We start from the raw sequence: 20,108 nt of genomic DNA on the forward strand, positions 1-20,108 counted from the left end.
GAGGCCGATAAATCTGTTGTTGAAGAGGGATAAGCTAACAACAATTAACACAGATTGACTTCAATATAAGTTACCCGTTTTTAAGTATAACTATTCTTATCGCATGGCGGAGAATAAGCACAATAAAAAACAGAGACACGTAGTGTGTCTCTGACTAACTAGTGACCGCCCTAATGAATAGCAGTTAATTTTGCCTCAATTAGACTTGTGAAGTCTTGATACGAGTTCACATTGACGAGCTGCTCTACTAAGGTAAGGTCTTCAACAACGCCAACAAGAAAAGAAAAAATCTCCTGTAGTTTCTGATCATCATCCTTTTTAACACTAAGCATGCAAATAAATTGTACCCGCCGTCCATCCCAGTCAATAGGATTTCTTAATGTGCAGATTGCCAAAAAGGTGGAGTCTGTTAAGCGTTCTATTGGATGAGGGATCGCTACCGAGTTGCCAAAGCAAGTAGGTGACATGATTTCACGTTGATAAATGGCTTCTTTAAAGTGACGATTAACCAACCCTTGCTCTGTTAGCTTTGCAATTAGAAAATCAAGGACCTCTTCCTTTTCTTTGAAATCCTTTCTGAAAAAAGTACGAGCAGGGTCGGTATAATTTAGGACATTTCTTGAATCTTCGCTTAAAGCGCGCTTAATCTTGTCAACATCACTTGCTCCAATAATCGGATTGATAACTAATATTGGAATGGGTAGCTCTTCCTCCAAATAGTCAACAGAGATGACGAAATTGAGGTCTTTCATTGGATAAGATTTGAGCTCTTGTTTAGTAATCAAGTCAACAATCTTTAATTCCTGATCAAATTTTTCCCGTAGTTTATAATAAATAAAATAAGAAGATGCAAGCCCCTTTGGACAAATAACAATACAACGTTTAAAATTCTGTTTAACTTTAGATTTTTCCAAAGCAGCAGCAACATGTAAAGCTAAATAAGCTGCTTCATCTTCATTGATGCTCAGATTTATTAACGCTGATAATTTTTCAATCATATAAATTCCAATATCAAAAGCAAACGGCTGCTTGAGCTTAATATCGGACAGTAGCGGGTTGTAAATTGGCATGCCGATCATTAGCCGATGAATAGTTGGTATGAGATGAAGGGCAAGTCCGTTGACTAAATGTTCATCCAGTAATAAATTCAACCCAAACTGATTATCAGCAGCTTCTATCAAAGTAATGGCTAGTTGCCTGTCCGCTTGATTATAATAATGGCTTACTGTAGCAGGATCTTTGTCGTGCTGATTATAAGTAATCAACTTTGCTGCTAGTAGAAGATCACGTATATAGAGAACCTCAGTATTAGGTAGTGTTATTGTAAGTGTTCGACTTAATGCTGATGCAATTTCTTGTGCTGTCTGATATAAAAAATCATTTTTAGCTGGTAACACATTATGTTTTTTTTGTTCAACCAGTTGGTCTTCTATAATTCTTAGGCACATGATAAAAAGTTGTTCAACCAAATTTGATAAACCTTCGTCAGAGATCGGAAAGTATTGAAAGGTAATATCGGTCCCGAACAAATCTTTAATCCTGTTATATAGCTCTTGTTTCTCAAGTTCGTTATTTGTTTGGTTTGCAGAGAAAGTATAATGGGTTAGACAATAACGACGCTGTTCTTCTTGACCACTAATTTTCACCCCGTAGTTGGGTTTTTTGTCTAAAGCGAGTCTGAAGGGATGGAGCTGTGCTTTAACAGCTTTCAAATCTTTTTTAATTGTCGACTCACTAATAAATAGTTCATCAGCCAGATCAATTAATTTTAAATAATGATTTACACTTAATAACTTAAGGATTATATAGTAAACACGATCAGCTGGTTCGACAGGGATAATATGTGCATCTGAATTTGTCTGGTAATAATCCGCTTCAGCCAAAAACAGCTTCAATAATGCTTGATCGGCAACAAGTAGCTTATAGCCCTTACTAGCTACAGCTTCGAGCTTAGCGCCGTGTCTGTCGATAATGGGTGTTATTATTTTAATATCATTTCGAACCGTTCGGGTTGTGATGTCCAATAGTTTAGCCAGATCTCGACTTGATACTTCGTGCTCGTGCTCAAGCAGTATGTGGATTAATTTAACCTGTCGAATCGTTAACATTCAATAAGCAACCCCTTTACATAATCTATCCACATCTTTTTTACAAAAGCTTACCCCTATTAATGTTATCTTGCAAAAGATATGTATGCAGTAGCGAGAAAATAACTGCAAACATCAAGTAGCAAAGCTATTATTGAGTAATTGACAATATTCGTGTATACTAACTTGTATACAAGTATACTTGAATGTTATGGGGGTTGCAAATGGTACTTGATCAAGAAAGGCTGTATCCAGAAAAATGGCTTGTTAGGGCTTCAACAGGAGAGCGGATTGCCTGTGAGGTTAGAATCCAAATCATTGCGGGGGTGATCGAGTCAGGGACGGTTTTATCTGAGAATAAGCTTGCTAATGATTTTGACGTTAGTCGTTCGCCAGTTAGAGAGGCATTGAAACTGTTAGCAAGTGAAAACTTAGTTCGCCTTGAACGGATGGGGGCTGTGGTTCATGCATTAACTGAAAAACACATAACCGAAATGTATGATGTCCGCATTTTAATTGAGACATTCGTGTTTGAGCGATTGGTAAGTCAGAACGTTAATCCGTTAATTAAGGAATTAAGTAAAATTGTCCAAATGATGAAGGTTGCCATTGACTATAGTGATGCAGACGAGTTTGCCCATCAAGATCTACTTTTCCATGAAACGATTATTCAAGGCATTGATCATGCTTACATTTCAATGATATGGAAAAACCTCCGACCAATAATGGAAAGCTTAATATTACTGTCAATGCGTCAGCGTTTTCGGGCAAACGTTGAGGATTTTTCTAGGGTAATTGAAAATCATCAATTATACATTGATGCCATTAATCAAAAGGATCGGCAGTTAATGAACCAGTCGCTTCATCACAATTTTGATGATGTCCAACAAACAATTGATCAGCTTTGGCGCACACAACAAACTTTAAACAAGGGAGAAGTTACCAATGACTAAGCTTATGCTAGGGATTGATATTGGCACAACGAGCACAAAGGCAGTGTTATACAATCAAACGGGTAATGTGCTTCAACAGGCAGCTCAAGAGTATCCGCTGTACACGCCTAATATAAATGTAGCTGAACAAGATCCAGAAGAAATTTATCAGGCTGTGATCACGGTGATTAGGCAAATTACTAATCAACACAATGACCTTATGTTTGTTTCATTTAGTAGCGCAATGCACAGCTTAATTGCTATTGATGATAAAGACGAAGCGATTACGCCATGTATTATTTGGGCAGATAATCGCAGCAAAGCATGGGCGACAGATATCTTGCAGCATCATGATGGACTGAATCTTTATCAAAGGACAGGAACGCCTATTCATCCCATGTCACCATTATGCAAGATTAGCTGGTTAAGGCATGAGCAACCGGATATTTTTCTAAAAGCAGATAAGTTTATCGGGATTAAGGAATTTGTCTTTAAGCGTTTCTTTAATCAGTACGTAGTGGATCATTCCATTGCTTCTGCCACTGGATTAATGAACTTAAAGAACCTTGATTGGGATCAACAGGCACTAACTGTTGCTGGGATCGAGAAGGATAATCTTTCAACATTAGTCCCAACTACAGCTGTCTTCACACAACTAAAGCAACAGGTTGCTAATCAGCTTAACCTTGATTGCAACACACCTTTTATTATTGGAGCTAGTGATGGAGTGTTGTCCAATTTAGGAGTTGATGCAATAGGCAGTGGTGATATTGCGGTCACGATTGGTACAAGTGGTGCTGTGCGGACTACACTAACAGAGCCCAGGACTGATAGTGCAGGGAGGACGTTCTGTTATGCGCTAACTGAGCACCACTGGGTAGTTGGAGGTCCGGTTAATAATGGTGGTGTGGTACTCCAATGGATAAAGGATCAACTTTGTACAAGTGAAGTGGCGGAAGCAAAAAGGACTGCTACTGATCCCTACGATTTAATTATGCAGTTAGCAGAGAGTGTTGCGCCGGGTTCAAATGGGTTAATCTTTCATCCTTTCTTAACCGGCGAACGAGCGCCTTCTTGGAATCCTGATGTAAGAGGCTCTTACTTTGGTCTAACACTAGCACATAAAAGAGCACATTTAATCCGTGCAGCATTAGAAGGAGTAATTCTTAACCTCTTTACGGTGTATCAAGCTTTAACAGAGATGATGGAGACAAAGGCAACGATGATCCGAGCAACGGGCGGCTTTGCCAGGTCACCATTATGGCGGCAAATGCTCGCAGATATTTTTGCTGTTGAAGTAACCGTACCTGAAAGCCATGAGAGTTCCTGTTTAGGTGCCTGCATACTTGGCCTATATGCCCTTGGGGAAATAACTAGTTTAGAAGAAAGTTCAGCATTCTTTGGTCACAGCCATCATCATCAGCCAGATGAGAAGGCTAAGCAGGTTTACCAGCAATTAGCTCCAATTTATAGCAGTATAACTGCCGATTTAAAAACAAATTACCAACGAATAGCTGATTTTCAGGCAGCTAATGAATAAAGGGAGTTGATCATATATGAAGCATTCAATTGGCGTCATTGGACTGGGTGTTATGGGCAGTAATATTGCGTTAAATATGGCTAGAAAAGGAGAACGCGTTGCTGTTTATAACTATACAAGTGACCTTACGAATCAATTAATCGGACGTGTTAAAGATGAGCAAATGACGCCATTTTATCAACTAGCTGATTTTGTCGAGTCACTGGAAGTGCCACGAAAAATATTTTTAATGGTGACAGCGGGCGATGCGGTTGATAGTGTTATTCAAGCGTTAAGACCTTTACTAGGGAAAAAGGATATTATCATTGATGGAGGGAATTCACACTTCAAGGATACTGCAAATCGTTATCATAACTTGAAAAAAGATGGGATAGCGTTTATTGGTGCAGGTATTTCAGGGGGAGAGGTGGGTGCATTAGAAGGGCCGGCTATTATGCCTGGTGGTGATAGAGAGGCTTATCAACTGGTGGCACCAATCTTAACTAGAATTGCAGCACAAGTAGACGGTGAGCCGTGCTGTACGTACTTGGGTATTGAAGGTTCAGGTCACTTTGTAAAGACTGTTCATAATGGCATTGAATATGCAGATATGCAGCTAATTTCTGAGGCTTATAGTTTATTAAGGTACCGACTTAAGCTTTCGCTAGAGGAAATTGCTAGCCTATTTGACCAGTGGAACGCCGGAGAGCTTAACAGCTATTTGATTGAAATAACAGCAACAATATTGCGGAAGAAGGACGCCATAACTGGCGCACCTCTTATTGATGTCATTTTGGACAAGGTTGGCCAGAAGGGGACCGGTATGTGGACTAGCTTGCAGGCAATTGAGTCAGGAATTCCTTCGTCGATTATGACCGAGTCTTTATTCGCCCGGTACATGTCTACCTTAAAGGAAGATCGCCTGAAAGCGGCTGCGCTGTTATCCGGACCTGATCAGGATGAACGGAAGCTCGATAAGCAACAGTGGATTGAGTTTATCAGACAAGCACTCTACATGGGTAAAATTTGTGCCTATGCCCAAGGGTTTAATCAATTTAAAATGACATCGGAAAAATATAACTGGTTACTACCATTGCCAAAGATTGCGCGCATTTTCCGTGGTGGTTGCGTTATTCGTGCTAGCTTTCTTAATGACATCTGTAAAGCATATACAGAAAATCCCGGGCTTGAGAACTTATTATTCTCGGATTTCTTCTTAGAAAAAGCAAAGGCATACCAGCAATCCTTACGTTTTGTTGTGAGAGAAGCGGTTGGATCAGGAATAGCATTACCTTGCTTTTTGTCATCATTAAGCTACTATGATAGCTATCGCACCGCTCACTCTAATGCTAACCTGTTACAAGCACAGCGCGACTTTTTTGGTGCTCATACCTATGAAAGAAATGATCGGGCGGGTGTATTTCATACGGATTGGGAAGTCGCTAACGCCGATATTTACGGTTAAGATATTTTATTGCGCAGTGAGATGCTGTTTGATATGATAGGATTAAACTGATAAAGTAATCGGCTAAGTTAACGGCGGTGTCGTTTAAATGAACCGACCAATCATGTATCTGGTTGATAGGATGTGTAGGATAGATGAAGAGTAACGTAACGATGAAGGATATTGCCAATAAAATTGGTGTTAGTAGTGTAACGATATCAAAAGCCTTAAATGATAAAGAAGGTGTAAGTGAGGAGTTAAAAGAGAAGATTAAGCAGCTTGCGGATGAAATGGGCTATCGCTACAATTCCATGGCCCGCTCAATGAAAGAGGGAAAAACATACAATATAGGTATCGTTATTCCGGAGCGTTTTTCTGGCGGCATTTCACAATCTTTTTACTTTGAAGCTTATCAGTATCTTTCTGCTAAACTAGAAGCGCACGGCTACTATGGCATTATGAATGTACTAACCGGTGTAGATGAAGAGGCGCTAAATTTACCGCGTGTTTATAAGGAAGGAAAGGTAGATGGGTTTATCTTTCTTGGCCAAATTAATCAAAACTATCTTAATCGGGTTAAGTCAATTAATATCCCGATGGTTTTCTTAGATTTTTATGATGAGCATGATGATATCGACGCTATTATTACTGATAATTTTTATGGTGCATATGACTTAACAAATCATTTAATTCACAACGGACACAGCGAGATTGGTTTTGTCGGTAATCTCTACTCAACTAGTAGTATCCAAGATCGGTTCTTAGGTTATTATAAATCATTGTTGGAGCACAATATCGAATTGGATCAAGCTATTCTTATTAATGATCGTGATTCAAAGGGGATTTTGATGCCATTAACGTTGCCCAAACGTTTACCAACGGCCTTTGTCTGTAATTGTGATCAAGTAGCAAATAGCTTAGTTAAAACACTTCAAGAGCAAGGTTATTCAGTACCACAGGATTGCTCAGTGGTCGGGTTTGACAATGATATTTATGCAACGATTACCGACCCGCAGTTAACTACGGTAGCAATCGATATTGAAAATATGGTGAACCATGCAGTAAGGTTAATGATAAAAAAAGTAAACGGTCAGAATAAGGTTATCGGTCGAACCTTAGTAAAGGGGAAAATTGTTAAGCGAGATTCGGTTAAGAATTTACAAAAGCTTTAACGAGTCTAATTCGAACCTGTCAGGCGATATCTAATTAAATTTCTAGTAACTAAATTCTAAAAAGATCAAAGGGAATGAGCTTATGCTCCTCTCTTTGATCTTTTGTTTAAATAGTGATAAAAGCTTAATTCGTTCAAAGACTACGCTTTGGAAGGCGATACTTTGGTCATGCCTTTAGGGTGCAAGTGTTTTTGGTGGGGCGAGTAACCGCAGTCCCATGCCGGTGGTGCTAACAATTATTGGTACATCCCCCTGATTTATGATTCATTTCGTTTTACACAACAAAAGCTAGACAAGTCATCTAATATAAGTTTCGATTTCGCCTTTCTAATTCTTACACAGCTTTAATCACAAACAATTGTGAATGATAATCGCCAGTACGTTCTCTACTCCAATATTCACTGGTTCGGTCTGTGTAGTCTTCGGCTAGAATAAGACCAATGTTCATTAATTCATCACCGTAGTAGGTTTTGTTAAGTTGCTTAACTTCATATTGGTGATTAGGATCTAAGCCAGTTAGCTTAATACGCTTATAGCGTTCGCTCGGTTTTGCAAGAACTTGGTAATAACCTACTAGCGCTTCTTTTTTATCCTTTGCCACGACCATCCAAGCTGTTTCGTTTGAATCAAAAGGACTTTGCAAGCGATGGAAATGACCGTTTCTAATTAGCGAGCGATGCTCTTTATAAAATGCTGTCTGTGCTCTAATGCTATCCTGCTCTGAATTAGTAAGCTTGGTAATATCCAATTCATAGCCAAAGGTGCCAAAGTAGGCAACGTTTGCCCGCGTATGAATTGATGGACTTCGATGGACCTGGTGGTTAGGGACAGCGGAAACATGGCTACCAATGGCACTAAGTGGATACACCATAGAAGCACCATATTGAATTTTTAGTCGTTCAACAGCATCGGTATCATCGCTAGCCCAAGTTTGTGGTGCGTAATAAAGCATACCAGGGTCAAATCTTGCACCACCCCCAGCACATGATTCAAAGAGAATTTCCGGATACTTTTTAATTAAACGTTCATATAGCTGATAAACACCTAAGATATAGCGGTGAAACACTTCGCCTTGCTGGTCAGATGGCAGGGCACTTGAATAGGCCTCTGTAATATAGCGATTCATGTCCCATTTTATATATGAAATGTTTGCACTACCAATCACATCATCCATTAGTTTATAAATATGATCAACAACTTCTTGCCTTGAAAAATCTAACACATATTGATTTCGCCCATGTGAAGGTGTTCGCTCTGGTGTCGCAATAATCCAGTCCGGATGTTGATCAAATAGCTTTGTCCCCTTACTAACCATCTCTGGTTCGAACCATAAGCCAAACTTCATGCCAAGTGCTTCAATTTTCTCAGCGAGTCCGCTGATGCCGTTAGGTAACTTATCCTTGTTTTCAAACCAATCCCCTAATGAAGAGGAATCATCGTGCCGTTCACCAAACCAACCATCATCTAGAACAAACAACTCAATACCTAGATCTTTAGCTGTAGTAGCAATGTCTAAAACTTTCTCTTCGTTAAAGTTAAAATAAGTAGCTTCCCAGTTGTTAATCAGGACTGGGCGGGTCCGATCGCGCCAGTAGCCTCGGGCAAGGCGATCGCGATATAAGGTGTGAAAGGCTTGACTCATTGCATTAAGCCCCTGACTAGAATAAACCATTACACACTCAGGTGTTTGAAAGGATTGTCCTGCCGCTAGCTTCCAAGCAAAGCAAAATGGGTTAATACCAAGCATTACTCGGCTGACATCATAATTATCCACTTCAATCTGCGCAAGGAAATTCCCGCTATAAACCAGACTAAAGCCATATACCTCACCGGAATGCTCATTAGTGTCAGGGCGCTTTAACGCTAAAAATGGGTTATGAACATGACTGCTAGCTCCACGTGTACTTGATACAGCTTGTAACCCTTTAGAAAGTGGTTTAGCGGCTAAATGTGTTTCTCGTGCCCACGCACCATTCAATTGGAGCATGTCAAACTGGTCATCGGGTAAGTCAACACTCATACTCATGGCGGTATCAAGGGTGTAGATGTGATTACTATCGTTAATGAATTTACAATGTCTTGTTATTACAGGGCGCTCGGTATAAATACAATAGAACAATTGGAGGCGAACATTAAGTACATGGTCTTTTAACGTAATAATGAGTGTTTCTGCTTCTTCATCCTCGTCTACATAAGTGGCAGGTAGATTCTCTAAGCTAGGCTTACCTGGTACTGTTTCGTAGCTATCAAATTGAAAGCTAGTCACATGAGAACCGTGCTCGTTTTTGATCAAATGAGCTGGATAGCGGAAATCTGTGGTTCCATAGCTCGGGTACTCCTGTTTAATATGTTCTAAAGAAGATGTGTGATCGTCCTCGACAATATTACAACCAGTCCGGACTTCCCGTTCAATTAGGTGGGAATAGGATTTTTGATGAGTAACCTTTTTGCCATAGTATAAATGCTCAAGCTGGTTGGTTTTTTCGAGCACGCGAAAAATATAGCTTACATCATTATTTTGCAAATGAAATTCTTGACTTGCATAGTTAATATAAATTGTCATATAATCACCTCATAAGTAATAAAGTTATCGATTAGCTAATAATGTTAGTTTATCATGCTTATTTTCTAAACGCTATAAAAAACGACTAATAAATTTGTCGGAAAAAAGCTAGGTACTTGCCCAAGGTTTGTTAGGTTAATGGCAGTAAGCGCTTAGTAGAATAAATATTAGTGAAGAGGAGATCGCAATTATGAAAACAGAGCAAACAATAACGATTGACAATTGGAAGTTCCGTCAGAAAGGGGAAGAACAATGGCTAAGTGCTCATGTGCCAAGCTTTGTGCACACTGATTTACGTGCGAATGGTAAGATTGCTGATCCTTTTGATGGCGACAATGAGAAAGCGCTTCAATGGATTGATAAAGTAGACTGGGAATATGAGACTAGCTTTACCGTAGATCAAGAGCTTCTAAACGAGACTAGTATCGAGTTTGTGTTTAATGGCTTAGATACATACGCGGATGTATATTTAAATGATCAATTAATCTTACAAGCAAATAACATGTTTCGTGTCTGGCACGTCGATGTCAAGTCACTGCTATCAGTAGGGGACCATACACTCACTGTTCACTTAAAATCCCCCATCCAAGAGGATCTTCCTAAGCTAGCTGCGCTAGGCTATCATTTGCCAGCCTCGAATGATGATTCCGAGATGGGTGAACTAGGAGATCGGAAGGTTAGTATTTTTGCGCGTAAGGCCCCTTATCATTATGGCTGGGACTGGGGACCGCGCTTTGTGACAAGCGGTATTTGGAAACCAATAGAATTAAAAGCTTGGTCTGAGACAAAAGTAAACGACTTCTATATTAATCAAAAGTCGATAACCGAAGAACGTGCGGTTGTAGATGCTGAGGTTATTGTACAAGCTGATAGCACTTGGTCTGGTGAAGCAACGATTCAAACAGAGGAGCTATTCTGGAAAGAGAATGTTAGCTTGGTGCCTGGTGAAAATGTGCTTAAGCTTGAGCTTGTAATTGACAATCCGAAGCTTTGGTGGTGCCATGGCTATGGCGAGCAACATCAATACACCTTTGAATTTGAGCTTAAAAACGAGAGCGGGCTACAAGCTCAAGGTAAAGTAACAACAGGCTTACGATCCGTAAAGCATGTTCGCAATGCCGATCAACATGGTACGAGTTTCTATATTGAGTTAAATGGTGAGCCAATTTTTATTAAAGGTGCAAACCATATTCCAAATGATAGTTTTGTAACTGAGATTACAAAAGAACGTTTTCAATACGAAATAAAAAGTGCTGTGGCTGCGAATATGAACATGCTCCGTGTTTGGGGTGGCGGTGTTTATGAGGATGACTATTTCTATCAGCTCTGTGATGAGCAGGGCATACTTGTTTGGCAAGACTTTATGTTTGCTTGTAGCATGTATCCAGGCGATGAAGCTTTTCTGGAAAATGTTAAACAAGAAGCAGCCGATGTGCTAAAGCAGCTACGCTCCCACCCATCAATTGTGTTCTGGTGTGGCAATAACGAGATTGATGCAGCTTGGGCCCATTACAAAGAAGAAGCAGGTTGGGGCTGGAAGCAGGATTATGATCAGCCAACTCGCGAAAAAATCTGGCATGATTATCAAGAAATCTTTCATCATATTCTTGCTGATCAAGTAGCTAGCTACGCTCCAAATGAGCCATACTGGCCATCTTCACCACTTGTCGCGCTTACTGATGACGAGCACCAGCATGCAACTAAAGCGAGTGGTAGTGGCGATTTACATTACTGGGATGTTTGGCACGGTAAAAAACCGTTTGAAGCATATAACGACAATATTTCACGCTTTATGAGCGAATATGGCTTTCAGTCATTTCCAGAGCTTCGGACAATTGACAGCTTTGCACACGAAGAGCGTGATTTAGCAATTGAATCAAAAGTCATGCTTCATCATCAAAAAAATGGGGCTGGCAATCGCCTCATTAAAACGTATATGGATGAGTACTTGCCGGAGCCAAAGGATTTTCGCTCATTTTTATATATGAGCCAAGTACTACAGGCTGAAGGAATAAAGACAGCAATTGAAGCGCATCGCCGTAACATGCCATATTGTATGGGAACGTTATATTGGCAAATTAATGATTGCTGGCCAGTTGCTTCTTGGTCAAGCATAGACTACTTTGGTCGCTGGAAAGCCTTGCAATATTTTGTTAAAAAAGCTTTCAAGCCAATTATCTTATCAGTCGTTCAGACGAAAGATCAACTTGAATTTCATGGCATAGCCGATCGGCTATTAACAAACAAGGCCAAACTCATCATTCAAGCCTATAAATTAACTGGTGAATTACTTAATGAAACAAGTAAAGATTGTTTGCTAAATAAAGGGCAAAGCACGGTGATAGCTGTACATGCAATTAAAGAATTAATTGGTCATTACGATCGGGAAGCTGTTGTCATTGTTGCTAATTTAGAAATCGATGGAAAGCAGATTGATCAGCAGCTCCATTACTTGGTCAGAACAAAACAATTACAGTTGCCGAAATCATTAGTAACAGTAACACCAACAGCTGAAGCTAATGTGTTTAACGTACACAGCACGGCATTTGCCAAAAATATTTGGTTAGATACAGCTGCTCTTGGTTATTTTACGAATAATTATTTTGACTTACTTCCTGGTGAGGTTAGGCAGATTGACTTTATACCTCGTAGTCAAACAAGTGAAGAAACGATTTCAGTCGATGTTTATTCAATGCAAGATATGATTTAATTAAAAAGTAACAAGGAGGTGATTACGCTCCTTGTTACTTTTTTGTAGTTGTATTTAATAATGGCCGTGCCTGATGATAGATCTCTAGCGCCTCGCTCTTTCCTTCAATAAGTTCCTCGGCGATTAATTTTGTTAACGCTTGGCTATAGACAATGCCGTTATCCCCAAAAGCAAAAACGAAGTAGCAGTTTGGAGCTTGCTCGTACTTACCGACTATTGGAAGACCATCGACGGTTCCGCCATATTGAGCAGCCAGAAATGATGAAGGCTCTACCTGCATCGACGGGAACAGTTTATTTAATGCTTCGATTAACTGATCGCGTTTACTAATTAGCTTGGCATCACGATATTCAGGATAAATCGTCGTTTCATCCAGTCCACCAATAATAAGACGATTATCCGCCGTTGTGCGGATATAAACATATGGCCGAGCTGTTTCCCAGATCATTGTCCGATTATACCAAATTTCGGATGGATCGATAGGTGCTGTTGTGACGGTATAAGTACTACTAAAGGTAATATTTTTATCATTCTTAAGGGTAACCCCTTCATAACCACAGCAAAAAATAACCTTCTTTGCCCTAATTTGATAACCGTTCTTTGTATAGATAATGACTTCATCTGCCTCAAATTTATGGCCATTCATCTCAGTTTGTTCATAAATGGAGACACCTTGTTCAGCGGCATAATGTATTAAGCCGTGGGTAAAAGAAAATGGATTAAGTTGCGCATCATTGTGAAAATAAATCGCCCCAGGTTTTGAAAAATGATAGCGCTGTTTTATTTCATTTTCACCAAGTATGGAGACTTGACAACCTTCATCCTTAAGAATACGATACTCCGTTTCTAATTGGTCAAGATCTTCAGGGACGGTTGCAAAGTAAAGGGAATCTCTGCGCTCAAATTGACTATCGAAGTTAATCTGCTGAGAAAGGTCCGCTAACTCATCAATAGCTTGACGACATAATTGCAAGTGCGTAGCCATAGTAGGATAACCAAATGTATGACTTAATGTCGAGAAAGGACGCTCGCCCGCATATTGGATAAGGGCGGTATTGGCGCTCGTGCTACCGGAACCAACTTTATTTTTATCAATAAGCACCACATTTTTGTCGCAATTACTAAGTTGATAAGCCATTTGAGCCCCTGTGCTACCGCCACCGACAATTAAGATATCACATGTTATATTTTTGGTTAATGGCGGATAGCTTGGGCAATCAGCTAAAGTTGTTGGCCAATAGTATGTTCCTGATTGAATATTCATTGTAATCACCTCCAAATTAGTATTCTTTAAAAAAGTGCTTTAATCCATTAAAAGCGAAAAAAACAAGATAATTTGCTAAAATATAATAACAGCATAAGGGGTGAGCAAAGCCATGATTAAACTTGAGTATTTTAATGAGAGTGATTTTCCACAATTCATAAAATGGTGTGAGCAAATGACTGAGGCAGAGTTGTTTCAATGGGCAGGGTCTGAACTGGTTCACCCTATTCATTATGAAAAACTAAAGGCGTATATAGAAGGAGCTAATTCTGCTTATTCTGAGCGCTACATTTATCGCGTCGTTGATTTGAAGCTTAACAAAGTAATTGGTCACTTACAGCTTGCCGCAGTTAATCATTCTCAATCTAATGCAAGGATATCCCGAGTTCTAATTGCAGATAAATCCCTAAGAGGAAAAGGTTATGGACAACAAATTATCTTGCGCGCTTGCCGGATTATCTTTGACCAGTTTGGTCTCCATAGAGCAAGCTTAGGCGTATTTGATTTTAATGTGTCCGCAGTAAAATGTTACGAAAAGATCGGTTTTAAACAAGAGGGCTTGCTAAGAGAGGCGCGAAAGGTTGGGGACGTGTATTGGAACCTTTATGAAATGGGTATGCTTGAGCATGAATGGATGTCTATTAAATCATCGTGGGAGGATACAGTTAAGTGATTTATTTAATAATGTTCATATTTTTGTTATTTGTCATACTCAGCTGCTTGAGCTTTTACTTTTTCAGACTGGCCATTTTACGAGGGAAAACACCGTTTATTGTTGGGGATGTTAATTTAAAGAAAGACCCGAGCTTAAAGAAACTAATAGAGGCAGACCAGACTTGGTGGGATAACCAACCTTTCTCATGCTGGAGTCTGACGAGTAGAGATGGGTTAAACCTCCATGCTTACTATCTTCCGGCAAAAAATCAGACAAATAAGACTGTCGTACTTGCACATGGCTATGCTTGTGATGCGCAAATTATGAAGGAATTTGCACGGCTCTATCATGAGGAGTTTAATTTCAACATTTTGGTTCCCGATGCAAGGGGGCATGGCAGAAGTGAAGGGATGTTTATTGGATTTGGTTGGAAGGAACGAATTGATTATCTCGATTGGCTTGCCATGATTATAAAGAATTGTGGCGCGGGAAGTGATATTTTATTACACGGTGTTTCAATGGGAGCGGCAACTGTTATGATGGTAAGTGGCGAACAGCTGCCAGAGCAGGTGATAGCAATTATTGCAGATTGTGGCTACACGTCTGTTAAAGAGCAGCTTGCCTACCAGCTCAAGCGACTGTATCGCTTACCTGCTTTTCCACTCATTTATACAACCAGTTTTGTTTCAAAATGGCTCGCTGGTTACAGCTTTAACGAAGCCTCGCCACTAAAGCAGGTTAAGAAGGCAACCATCCCCATTATGTTCATCCATGGTGATCAGGATGCATTTGTTCCAACTGAGATGGTACATCGGCTTTACCAAGCCTGTTCGGCGGAGAAAAGGTTAGTCATTATTGAAGGAGCTGGACATGGGCTAGCTAACCGTGTCAATCCAGCAAAATATAAAGAAGAATTACTTGGATTTCTAATGAGGTACGGTATTTGATTGATTATCATCTAAGTTAACTCAATAGCAAGAAAGCGTATGACAGGGTATTGCGAGCCTGTCATACGCTTTTTTTGCTAGTAGATAAAGAACGGATTGCTTTTAAAAGTTCATCTGGACTGTGGGCAACTAGATTAGGAGCAGGCATATCCTTGGGTTGTTTGCGATAGCGGTGATTAAACCAAAGTGATTGCCAGCCAGCCTGCTTAGCACCCATTACATCATTGGTAAAGCTATCGCCAACGTACCATGTTTGTCCACGATCAAGCTGCATTTGTCCTTCGATAAATCGAAATAACTCTATGCTCGGCTTTGCATGTCCGATTGAAGCAGAAATAAAAGTATGTGCAGGCTGTACCCACTTTTGTAGTAACAGTTGGTCAATTTTCATTTGTTGATGTTCAGTATTGCCATTTGTTAGAATGCCAATCTGCACATTTTGCTGCATGAGCCAGTCAAGTGCTTTGTAAAGCTCTGGGAAAAGTGTTATTTTAGTTTGAAAATGTTGATAACATTGTTGAAATTTTATCGCCTCATGTTCGGCAATTAATAAACCAAGATCTGCACAAGCTTTGGTAATACGGAAAATTTGTAATGCTAATGATGAAATTTCGCCATTTTGTTCAGCTTCAAAAACTTGATCGCTATAGTCGCGACTAGCGAGAAAAAGATGATACAGTTCATCATGAGAAAGTGAGTAATTAAAAGTATAATTAAATGCTAATTGAAAGGGGATAAATTGATCGTATAAAGTATCATCAACATCAAAGATAATGGTCTGCATAACATCCTCCTCATACCCTATCATACCACAAAAATTATTGTAGCTATAATTGATTAATTGTAAAAATTTTTAGAAAATTCGCCTTGAAAATACTGTGTTTACTTGATAAACTATTTAAAATGAGTTAGTTCAACATGCAATTTAAAGTTGCTACATAGAAATTGCTTAGTAGCTTAAATGTGATTAGGGCTGTTTTTTTGCTGAATAATGTAAGAAAATCTAACAGGGTAGGTGTTTTTAATGAAGCCAGTATATAACTTTTCAGCAGGTCCTTCAACACTGCCGGCTGACGTATTAAGGCAAGTGCAAGCGGAACTTATTAATTATTCCGAATCGGGTATGTCGGTTATGGAGTTGAGTCACCGCTCAAATTTGTTTGAAGCAATTATTAATGAAGCGGAACTGTTAATTAGAGAGCTACTTAGTATACCAGATAACTATAAAGTACTGTTTTTACAGGGTGGTGCTTCACAGCAGTTTGCTATGGTGCCCTTAAATTTACTGATAGGAAGTAAACAGGCTGATTACGTCTTAACCGGATCATGGTCGAAAAAAGCCTATAATGAAGCGAAAAAGTATGGTGAGGTGCGAATTGTTGGAGAAGATACGATCAATCAAATTCCAAAGCTGACAATAGATTCGTTTAATCCTGAAGCAGACTATGTGCATATTACGACTAATAATACCATTGAGGGGACAACCTTTTATCAAATACCAGATACAGGAGATGTCCCATTAGTTGCTGATATGTCATCAAATATTTTATCAACACCAATAGATGTGTCAAAGTTTGGCTTAATCTACGCGGGAGCTCAAAAAAATATTGGACCAGCTGGCATGACCCTTGTTATCATTCGTGACGATCTAATTGGTCAGGCACCTCAATCAGTACCAACTATGTTAGATTATCAGACGCACGCTACCGCTGATTCGTTATACAATACCCCACCTACTTTTTCCATTTATGTCGCAAAGCTAGTATTTGAATGGCTAAAGGGATTGGGTGGTTTAACTGAGATGGAAGCCCTCAATAAGCACAAAGCGGAATTATTATATAATAAACTCGATCAGTCCTTGTTATTTAAGTCGCCAATAGACAAGCAAGATCGATCATTAATGAATGTTCCATTTGTTAGCAAAGCAGGAGATGAGGCGCTCGAAGCAGCATTTTTAGAAGGAGCCAAAGAACGAGGTTTTGAAAACCTAAAAGGGCACCGTTCTGTAGGGGGAATGCGGGCAAGTATTTATAATGCCATGCCTTATGAAGGTGTCCTAGCACTAGTCAATTATATTACAGAATTTGAACAAAACCAAATAATTAAGTAGTTTTTGGCATAGGTAAGCAAATGTTTTAATTTGTCTCGTCTATGTCTTTTTTTATGTTAACTAATCATTTAAAGGTGGTAGTCATAACAACATGATTTGTTTTGAAGCCCACTGTTAACAGCCTATAGTTAATAGGAGACGGGTATGTTGAAACAATTAGAAAATAAAAAAGATAACGCTGATAAGCAGAATAAACAAGAAGCTTCTTAGGTCAATAATAGGAATACTCTTCATACTAAACCACCTCTCCTAGCTTTTTACTAGTATAACACATAATTCCGATAAAAATAATATGATTAAATTTTCCTCATATTTTTTTATTTGAGTCATAAAATAGATTAGTACAAATGGGATGGGGGATTAAATGAAGCGAATTCTTATTATTAATGGACATGAATGGTACCCGAACAGTCAAGGTAGATTAAATGAGAAGTTAACGAATCATATAAAAAAAAGACTAGCAGGTAGTTATGAACTTAAGGAGACTATTATTGATCAGGGCTACTTAATTGAAGAGGAGCAGGAAAAGTATAAATGGGCTGACTGCATTATTTATCAAACGCCGATCTTTTGGTTTAGTATACCTGGAAAATTAAAGACTTATTTTGATCGCGTGATAAAGTCAGGTGTGTGTTTTGAACAAAGTGAACAGTATGGTCGAGGAGGATTGTTTAAGGATAAGCATTATATGCTCTCCACAACTTGGAGTGCACCAGCTGATCAATTTAACAGCCATGGTGGTTTTTTTGAAGGCAAATCACTAGATGATGTCTTATTTCCGCTTCATCGAACGCATGCTTTTATCGGTATGAAACCGTTAAAGACCTTTTCGTTGCATCGTGTTGCAAAGCAACCTGAGCTACCAGAATGGTTAACGTATTTGGATATCCATTTACAGGAAGTGTTTGATTTACCTAAGCAAAAACAACAAGCACCCAATATATTATGATATATTGGGCGCTTGTTAATTAAGAATTTAGATAACGCCCTGTGCAATCATAGCATCGGCAACCTTTAAGAAGCCAGCAATGTTTGCGCCAACAACAAGATTGCCAGATTTACCATACTGATCAGCTGCTTCGATGCAGTTTTTATAAATGTTCTTCATAATATCTTGAAGCTTTTTATCAACCTCTTCAAACTTCCAGGGAATTCGGGAGCTATTTTGGGCCATCTCAAGCGCTGAAACTGCAACTCCACCTGCATTAGCAGCTTTAGCTGGTCCGAATAGAATCCCGTGTGATAAGAAAACCTCAATTGCTTTTAACGTTGATGGCATATTTGCACCTTCTGCCACTGCCTTAACACCATTTTCCACTAATTGCTTAGCTGCAGACTCGTCTAACTCATTTTGAGTAGCACATGGTAGCGCGATATCACAAGGGATTGACCAAATCTCAGTCCCATTCTCAAAAAACTTAGCATTAGGATGCTCGTTAATATATTCTTTAATACGTTTTCGCTCAACTTCTTTAAGGCGCTTAACTGTCTCCAGCTTAATGCCTTCTTTGTCATAAATATAGCCATTTGAATCGCTACAAGCTACTACCTTAGCGCCAAGTTCCACTGCTTTCTCAATCGCGTAAATGGAGACATTACCAGACCCGGATACGACAACGGTTTTTCCTTGTAAGCTGTCACCTTTATCTGCTAGCATTTCTTGGACAAAGTAAACAGCCCCGTAGCCTGTTGCTTCAGTACGCACTAAGCTACCCCCAAAGTCTATCCCTTTTCCAGTAAGAACCCCTGCTTGATAACCCCCGCGCATTTTCTTATACTGACCAAACAGGTAGCCAATCTCTCTTCCGCCAACGCCAATATCGCCAGCTGGTACATCTGTATCGGGACCAATGTGTTTGGCAAGCTCACTCATGAAGCTCTGACAGAAGCGCATAATTTCGTTATCAGATTTCCCTTTAGGATCAAAGTCAGCTCCTCCTTTACCGCCGCCAATAGGCTGACCAGTCAAGGAATTCTTGAAGATTTGTTCAAAACCTAAAAATTTAATAATACTTGCATTAACGGATGGGTGGAATCGAAGACCACCTTTATATGGCCCGATTGAACTGTTAAATTGAACGCGAAAGCCTCGATTCACTTGCACTTTGCCTGCATCATCTACCCATGGAACACGAAAAGAAATGATGCGTTCTGGCTCAACTAATCGTTCTAAAATTGCGTGATCAATATATGAAGGATTTAATTCAAAAACATTGGTTAGAGAATGGAGAATTTCTTCAACGGCTTGATGAAATTCTGTCTCGTTAGGATTTCTTTTTTTTACGGTTTCAAAAACACTTTCTACGTAGTTTGTAGCTACTTCTTTTGACATTATAGGTCCTCCTTAGCATACTTACTTTTATTGTATTTCGAAAAATCTGAATTATTTATGTTATGGCTCAGTTTAAGCTTTGTCAGATTAAATAACAATATGAATAATGGATAATTACATTCTAATTTGAAGATTAATAACGAGGTATAAATGTAATTTTCTAATTTTTAGTAAAATTAAACAGGCTTTAAATGGTTTATTCTTTATTTTCAATCGGTTTTGAAGATGATATTTATCATAATAAGAGAATTTTCATAAATGACTAATCAATAAGGTGCAAGCTATAGATGTAAAAAAATATGACGAACCATCAATCCCCGTTTATAAAATGATTAAGTCATTAATATCCAAGTGTCAGAAAATGCGTTATACT

At 39.2% G+C, this 20,108-nt stretch carries 14 protein-coding genes; 9 read left to right on the forward strand and 5 right to left on the reverse strand.

All coding sequences use genetic code 11. The annotated features are described in order from the left end of the window. Window positions 1–170: 170 nt before the first annotated feature. Complete coding sequence (locus BM000_RS07635; RefSeq protein ID WP_091496498.1) at window positions 171–2,108, reverse strand: BglG family transcription antiterminator; 1,938 nt, start codon at window positions 2,106–2,108, stop codon at window positions 171–173. A gap of 203 nt (window positions 2,109–2,311) precedes the next feature. Between BM000_RS07635 and BM000_RS07640 the strand changes: the two genes are divergently transcribed. The 4 genes from BM000_RS07640 to BM000_RS07655 all read left to right on the forward strand — a co-directional run bounded on the left by BM000_RS07640 (window position 2,312) and on the right by BM000_RS07655 (window position 7,154). Continuing rightward, window positions 2,312–3,040, forward strand: a complete 729-nt coding sequence (locus BM000_RS07640; RefSeq protein ID WP_091496501.1) for a GntR family transcriptional regulator — start codon at window positions 2,312–2,314, stop codon at window positions 3,038–3,040. After that, window positions 3,033–4,559 carry a gluconokinase gene (gntK, locus tag BM000_RS07645; protein ID WP_091496503.1) on the forward strand — a complete coding sequence of 509 codons (1,527 nt, stop codon included), beginning with the start codon at window positions 3,033–3,035 and terminating at the stop codon, window positions 4,557–4,559. Before BM000_RS07640 ends, gntK begins: the two co-directional genes overlap by 8 nt. A gap of 16 nt (window positions 4,560–4,575) precedes the next feature. Next, complete coding sequence (gene gnd / locus BM000_RS07650; RefSeq protein ID WP_091496506.1) at window positions 4,576–6,003, forward strand: decarboxylating NADP(+)-dependent phosphogluconate dehydrogenase; 1,428 nt, start codon at window positions 4,576–4,578, stop codon at window positions 6,001–6,003. Window positions 6,004–6,137: 134 nt separating this feature from the next. Continuing rightward, on the forward strand, window positions 6,138–7,154 hold the full coding sequence (locus tag BM000_RS07655) for a substrate-binding domain-containing protein (protein ID WP_091496508.1): 1,017 nt from the start codon (window positions 6,138–6,140) through the stop codon (window positions 7,152–7,154). A 334-nt stretch (window positions 7,155–7,488) separates the two neighbouring features. Here the strand turns inward: BM000_RS07655 and BM000_RS07660 are convergent, their stop codons facing one another. Then, on the reverse strand, window positions 7,489–9,717 hold the full coding sequence (locus tag BM000_RS07660) for an alpha-galactosidase (RefSeq protein ID WP_091496510.1): 2,229 nt from the start codon (window positions 9,715–9,717) through the stop codon (window positions 7,489–7,491). Window positions 9,718–9,907: 190 nt separating this feature from the next. Between BM000_RS07660 and BM000_RS07665 the strand changes: the two genes are divergently transcribed. Next, window positions 9,908–12,427: a beta-mannosidase gene (locus BM000_RS07665; protein ID WP_091496512.1), complete on the forward strand. Its 2,520-nt coding sequence runs from the start codon at window positions 9,908–9,910 to the stop codon at window positions 12,425–12,427. A gap of 34 nt (window positions 12,428–12,461) precedes the next feature. On the opposite strand, the gene BM000_RS07670 is transcribed toward BM000_RS07665, so the two are convergent. Further along, window positions 12,462–13,691, reverse strand: a complete 1,230-nt coding sequence (locus tag BM000_RS07670) for an NAD(P)/FAD-dependent oxidoreductase (RefSeq protein ID WP_091496515.1) — start codon at window positions 13,689–13,691, stop codon at window positions 12,462–12,464. 112 nt (window positions 13,692–13,803) lie between these two features. Between BM000_RS07670 and BM000_RS07675 the strand changes: the two genes are divergently transcribed. Then, window positions 13,804–14,364, forward strand: a complete 561-nt coding sequence (locus BM000_RS07675; RefSeq protein ID WP_091496517.1) for a GNAT family N-acetyltransferase — start codon at window positions 13,804–13,806, stop codon at window positions 14,362–14,364. Next, window positions 14,361–15,293, forward strand: coding sequence for an alpha/beta hydrolase (locus BM000_RS07680; protein WP_091496519.1), 933 nt, complete (start codon window positions 14,361–14,363; stop codon window positions 15,291–15,293). The genes BM000_RS07675 and BM000_RS07680 overlap by 4 nt, the downstream gene beginning before the upstream one ends. Before the next feature lie 61 nt (window positions 15,294–15,354). Here the strand turns inward: BM000_RS07680 and BM000_RS07685 are convergent, their stop codons facing one another. Next, window positions 15,355–16,077, reverse strand: a complete 723-nt coding sequence (locus tag BM000_RS07685; protein WP_091496521.1) for an HAD family hydrolase — start codon at window positions 16,075–16,077, stop codon at window positions 15,355–15,357. A 240-nt stretch (window positions 16,078–16,317) separates the two neighbouring features. Here BM000_RS07685 and serC point away from each other — a divergent pair, with 240 nt between their 5' ends. Together serC and BM000_RS07695 are read left to right on the forward strand one after the other, a co-directional pair. Beyond that, window positions 16,318–17,403 carry a 3-phosphoserine/phosphohydroxythreonine transaminase gene (gene serC / locus BM000_RS07690; protein ID WP_091496523.1) on the forward strand — a complete coding sequence of 362 codons (1,086 nt, stop codon included), beginning with the start codon at window positions 16,318–16,320 and terminating at the stop codon, window positions 17,401–17,403. Window positions 17,404–17,767: 364 nt separating this feature from the next. Beyond that, on the forward strand, window positions 17,768–18,352 hold the full coding sequence (locus BM000_RS07695) for an NAD(P)H-dependent oxidoreductase (RefSeq protein ID WP_091496525.1): 585 nt from the start codon (window positions 17,768–17,770) through the stop codon (window positions 18,350–18,352). Between the two features lie 27 nt (window positions 18,353–18,379). Here the strand turns inward: BM000_RS07695 and gdhA are convergent, their stop codons facing one another. After that, the gene (gene gdhA, locus BM000_RS07700) at window positions 18,380–19,735 is read right to left on the reverse strand and encodes an NADP-specific glutamate dehydrogenase (protein WP_091496527.1); all 1,356 of its coding nucleotides are present in this window, start codon (window positions 19,733–19,735) and stop codon (window positions 18,380–18,382) included. Window positions 19,736–20,108: the final 373 nt, after the last annotated feature.

This window comes from Amphibacillus marinus (assembly GCF_900110345.1).
Lineage (GTDB): Bacteria > Bacillota > Bacilli > Bacillales > Amphibacillaceae > Amphibacillus_D > Amphibacillus_D marinus.

Coding starts and splice junctions, on each gene's coding strand:
- BM000_RS07635 (WP_091496498.1), bottom strand. CDS start 2,108: ATGTTAACGATTCGACAGGTTAAATTAATCCACATACTGCTTGAGCAC.
- BM000_RS07640 (WP_091496501.1), top strand. CDS start 2,312: ATGGTACTTGATCAAGAAAGGCTGTATCCAGAAAAATGGCTTGTTAGG.
- gntK (WP_091496503.1), top strand. CDS start 3,033: ATGACTAAGCTTATGCTAGGGATTGATATTGGCACAACGAGCACAAAG.
- gnd (WP_091496506.1), top strand. CDS start 4,576: ATGAAGCATTCAATTGGCGTCATTGGACTGGGTGTTATGGGCAGTAAT.
- BM000_RS07655 (WP_091496508.1), top strand. CDS start 6,138: ATGAAGAGTAACGTAACGATGAAGGATATTGCCAATAAAATTGGTGTT.
- BM000_RS07660 (WP_091496510.1), bottom strand. CDS start 9,717: ATGACAATTTATATTAACTATGCAAGTCAAGAATTTCATTTGCAAAAT.
- BM000_RS07665 (WP_091496512.1), top strand. CDS start 9,908: ATGAAAACAGAGCAAACAATAACGATTGACAATTGGAAGTTCCGTCAG.
- BM000_RS07670 (WP_091496515.1), bottom strand. CDS start 13,691: ATGAATATTCAATCAGGAACATACTATTGGCCAACAACTTTAGCTGAT.
- BM000_RS07675 (WP_091496517.1), top strand. CDS start 13,804: ATGATTAAACTTGAGTATTTTAATGAGAGTGATTTTCCACAATTCATA.
- BM000_RS07685 (WP_091496521.1), bottom strand. CDS start 16,077: ATGCAGACCATTATCTTTGATGTTGATGATACTTTATACGATCAATTT.
- serC (WP_091496523.1), top strand. CDS start 16,318: ATGAAGCCAGTATATAACTTTTCAGCAGGTCCTTCAACACTGCCGGCT.
- BM000_RS07695 (WP_091496525.1), top strand. CDS start 17,768: ATGAAGCGAATTCTTATTATTAATGGACATGAATGGTACCCGAACAGT.
- gdhA (WP_091496527.1), bottom strand. CDS start 19,735: ATGTCAAAAGAAGTAGCTACAAACTACGTAGAAAGTGTTTTTGAAACC.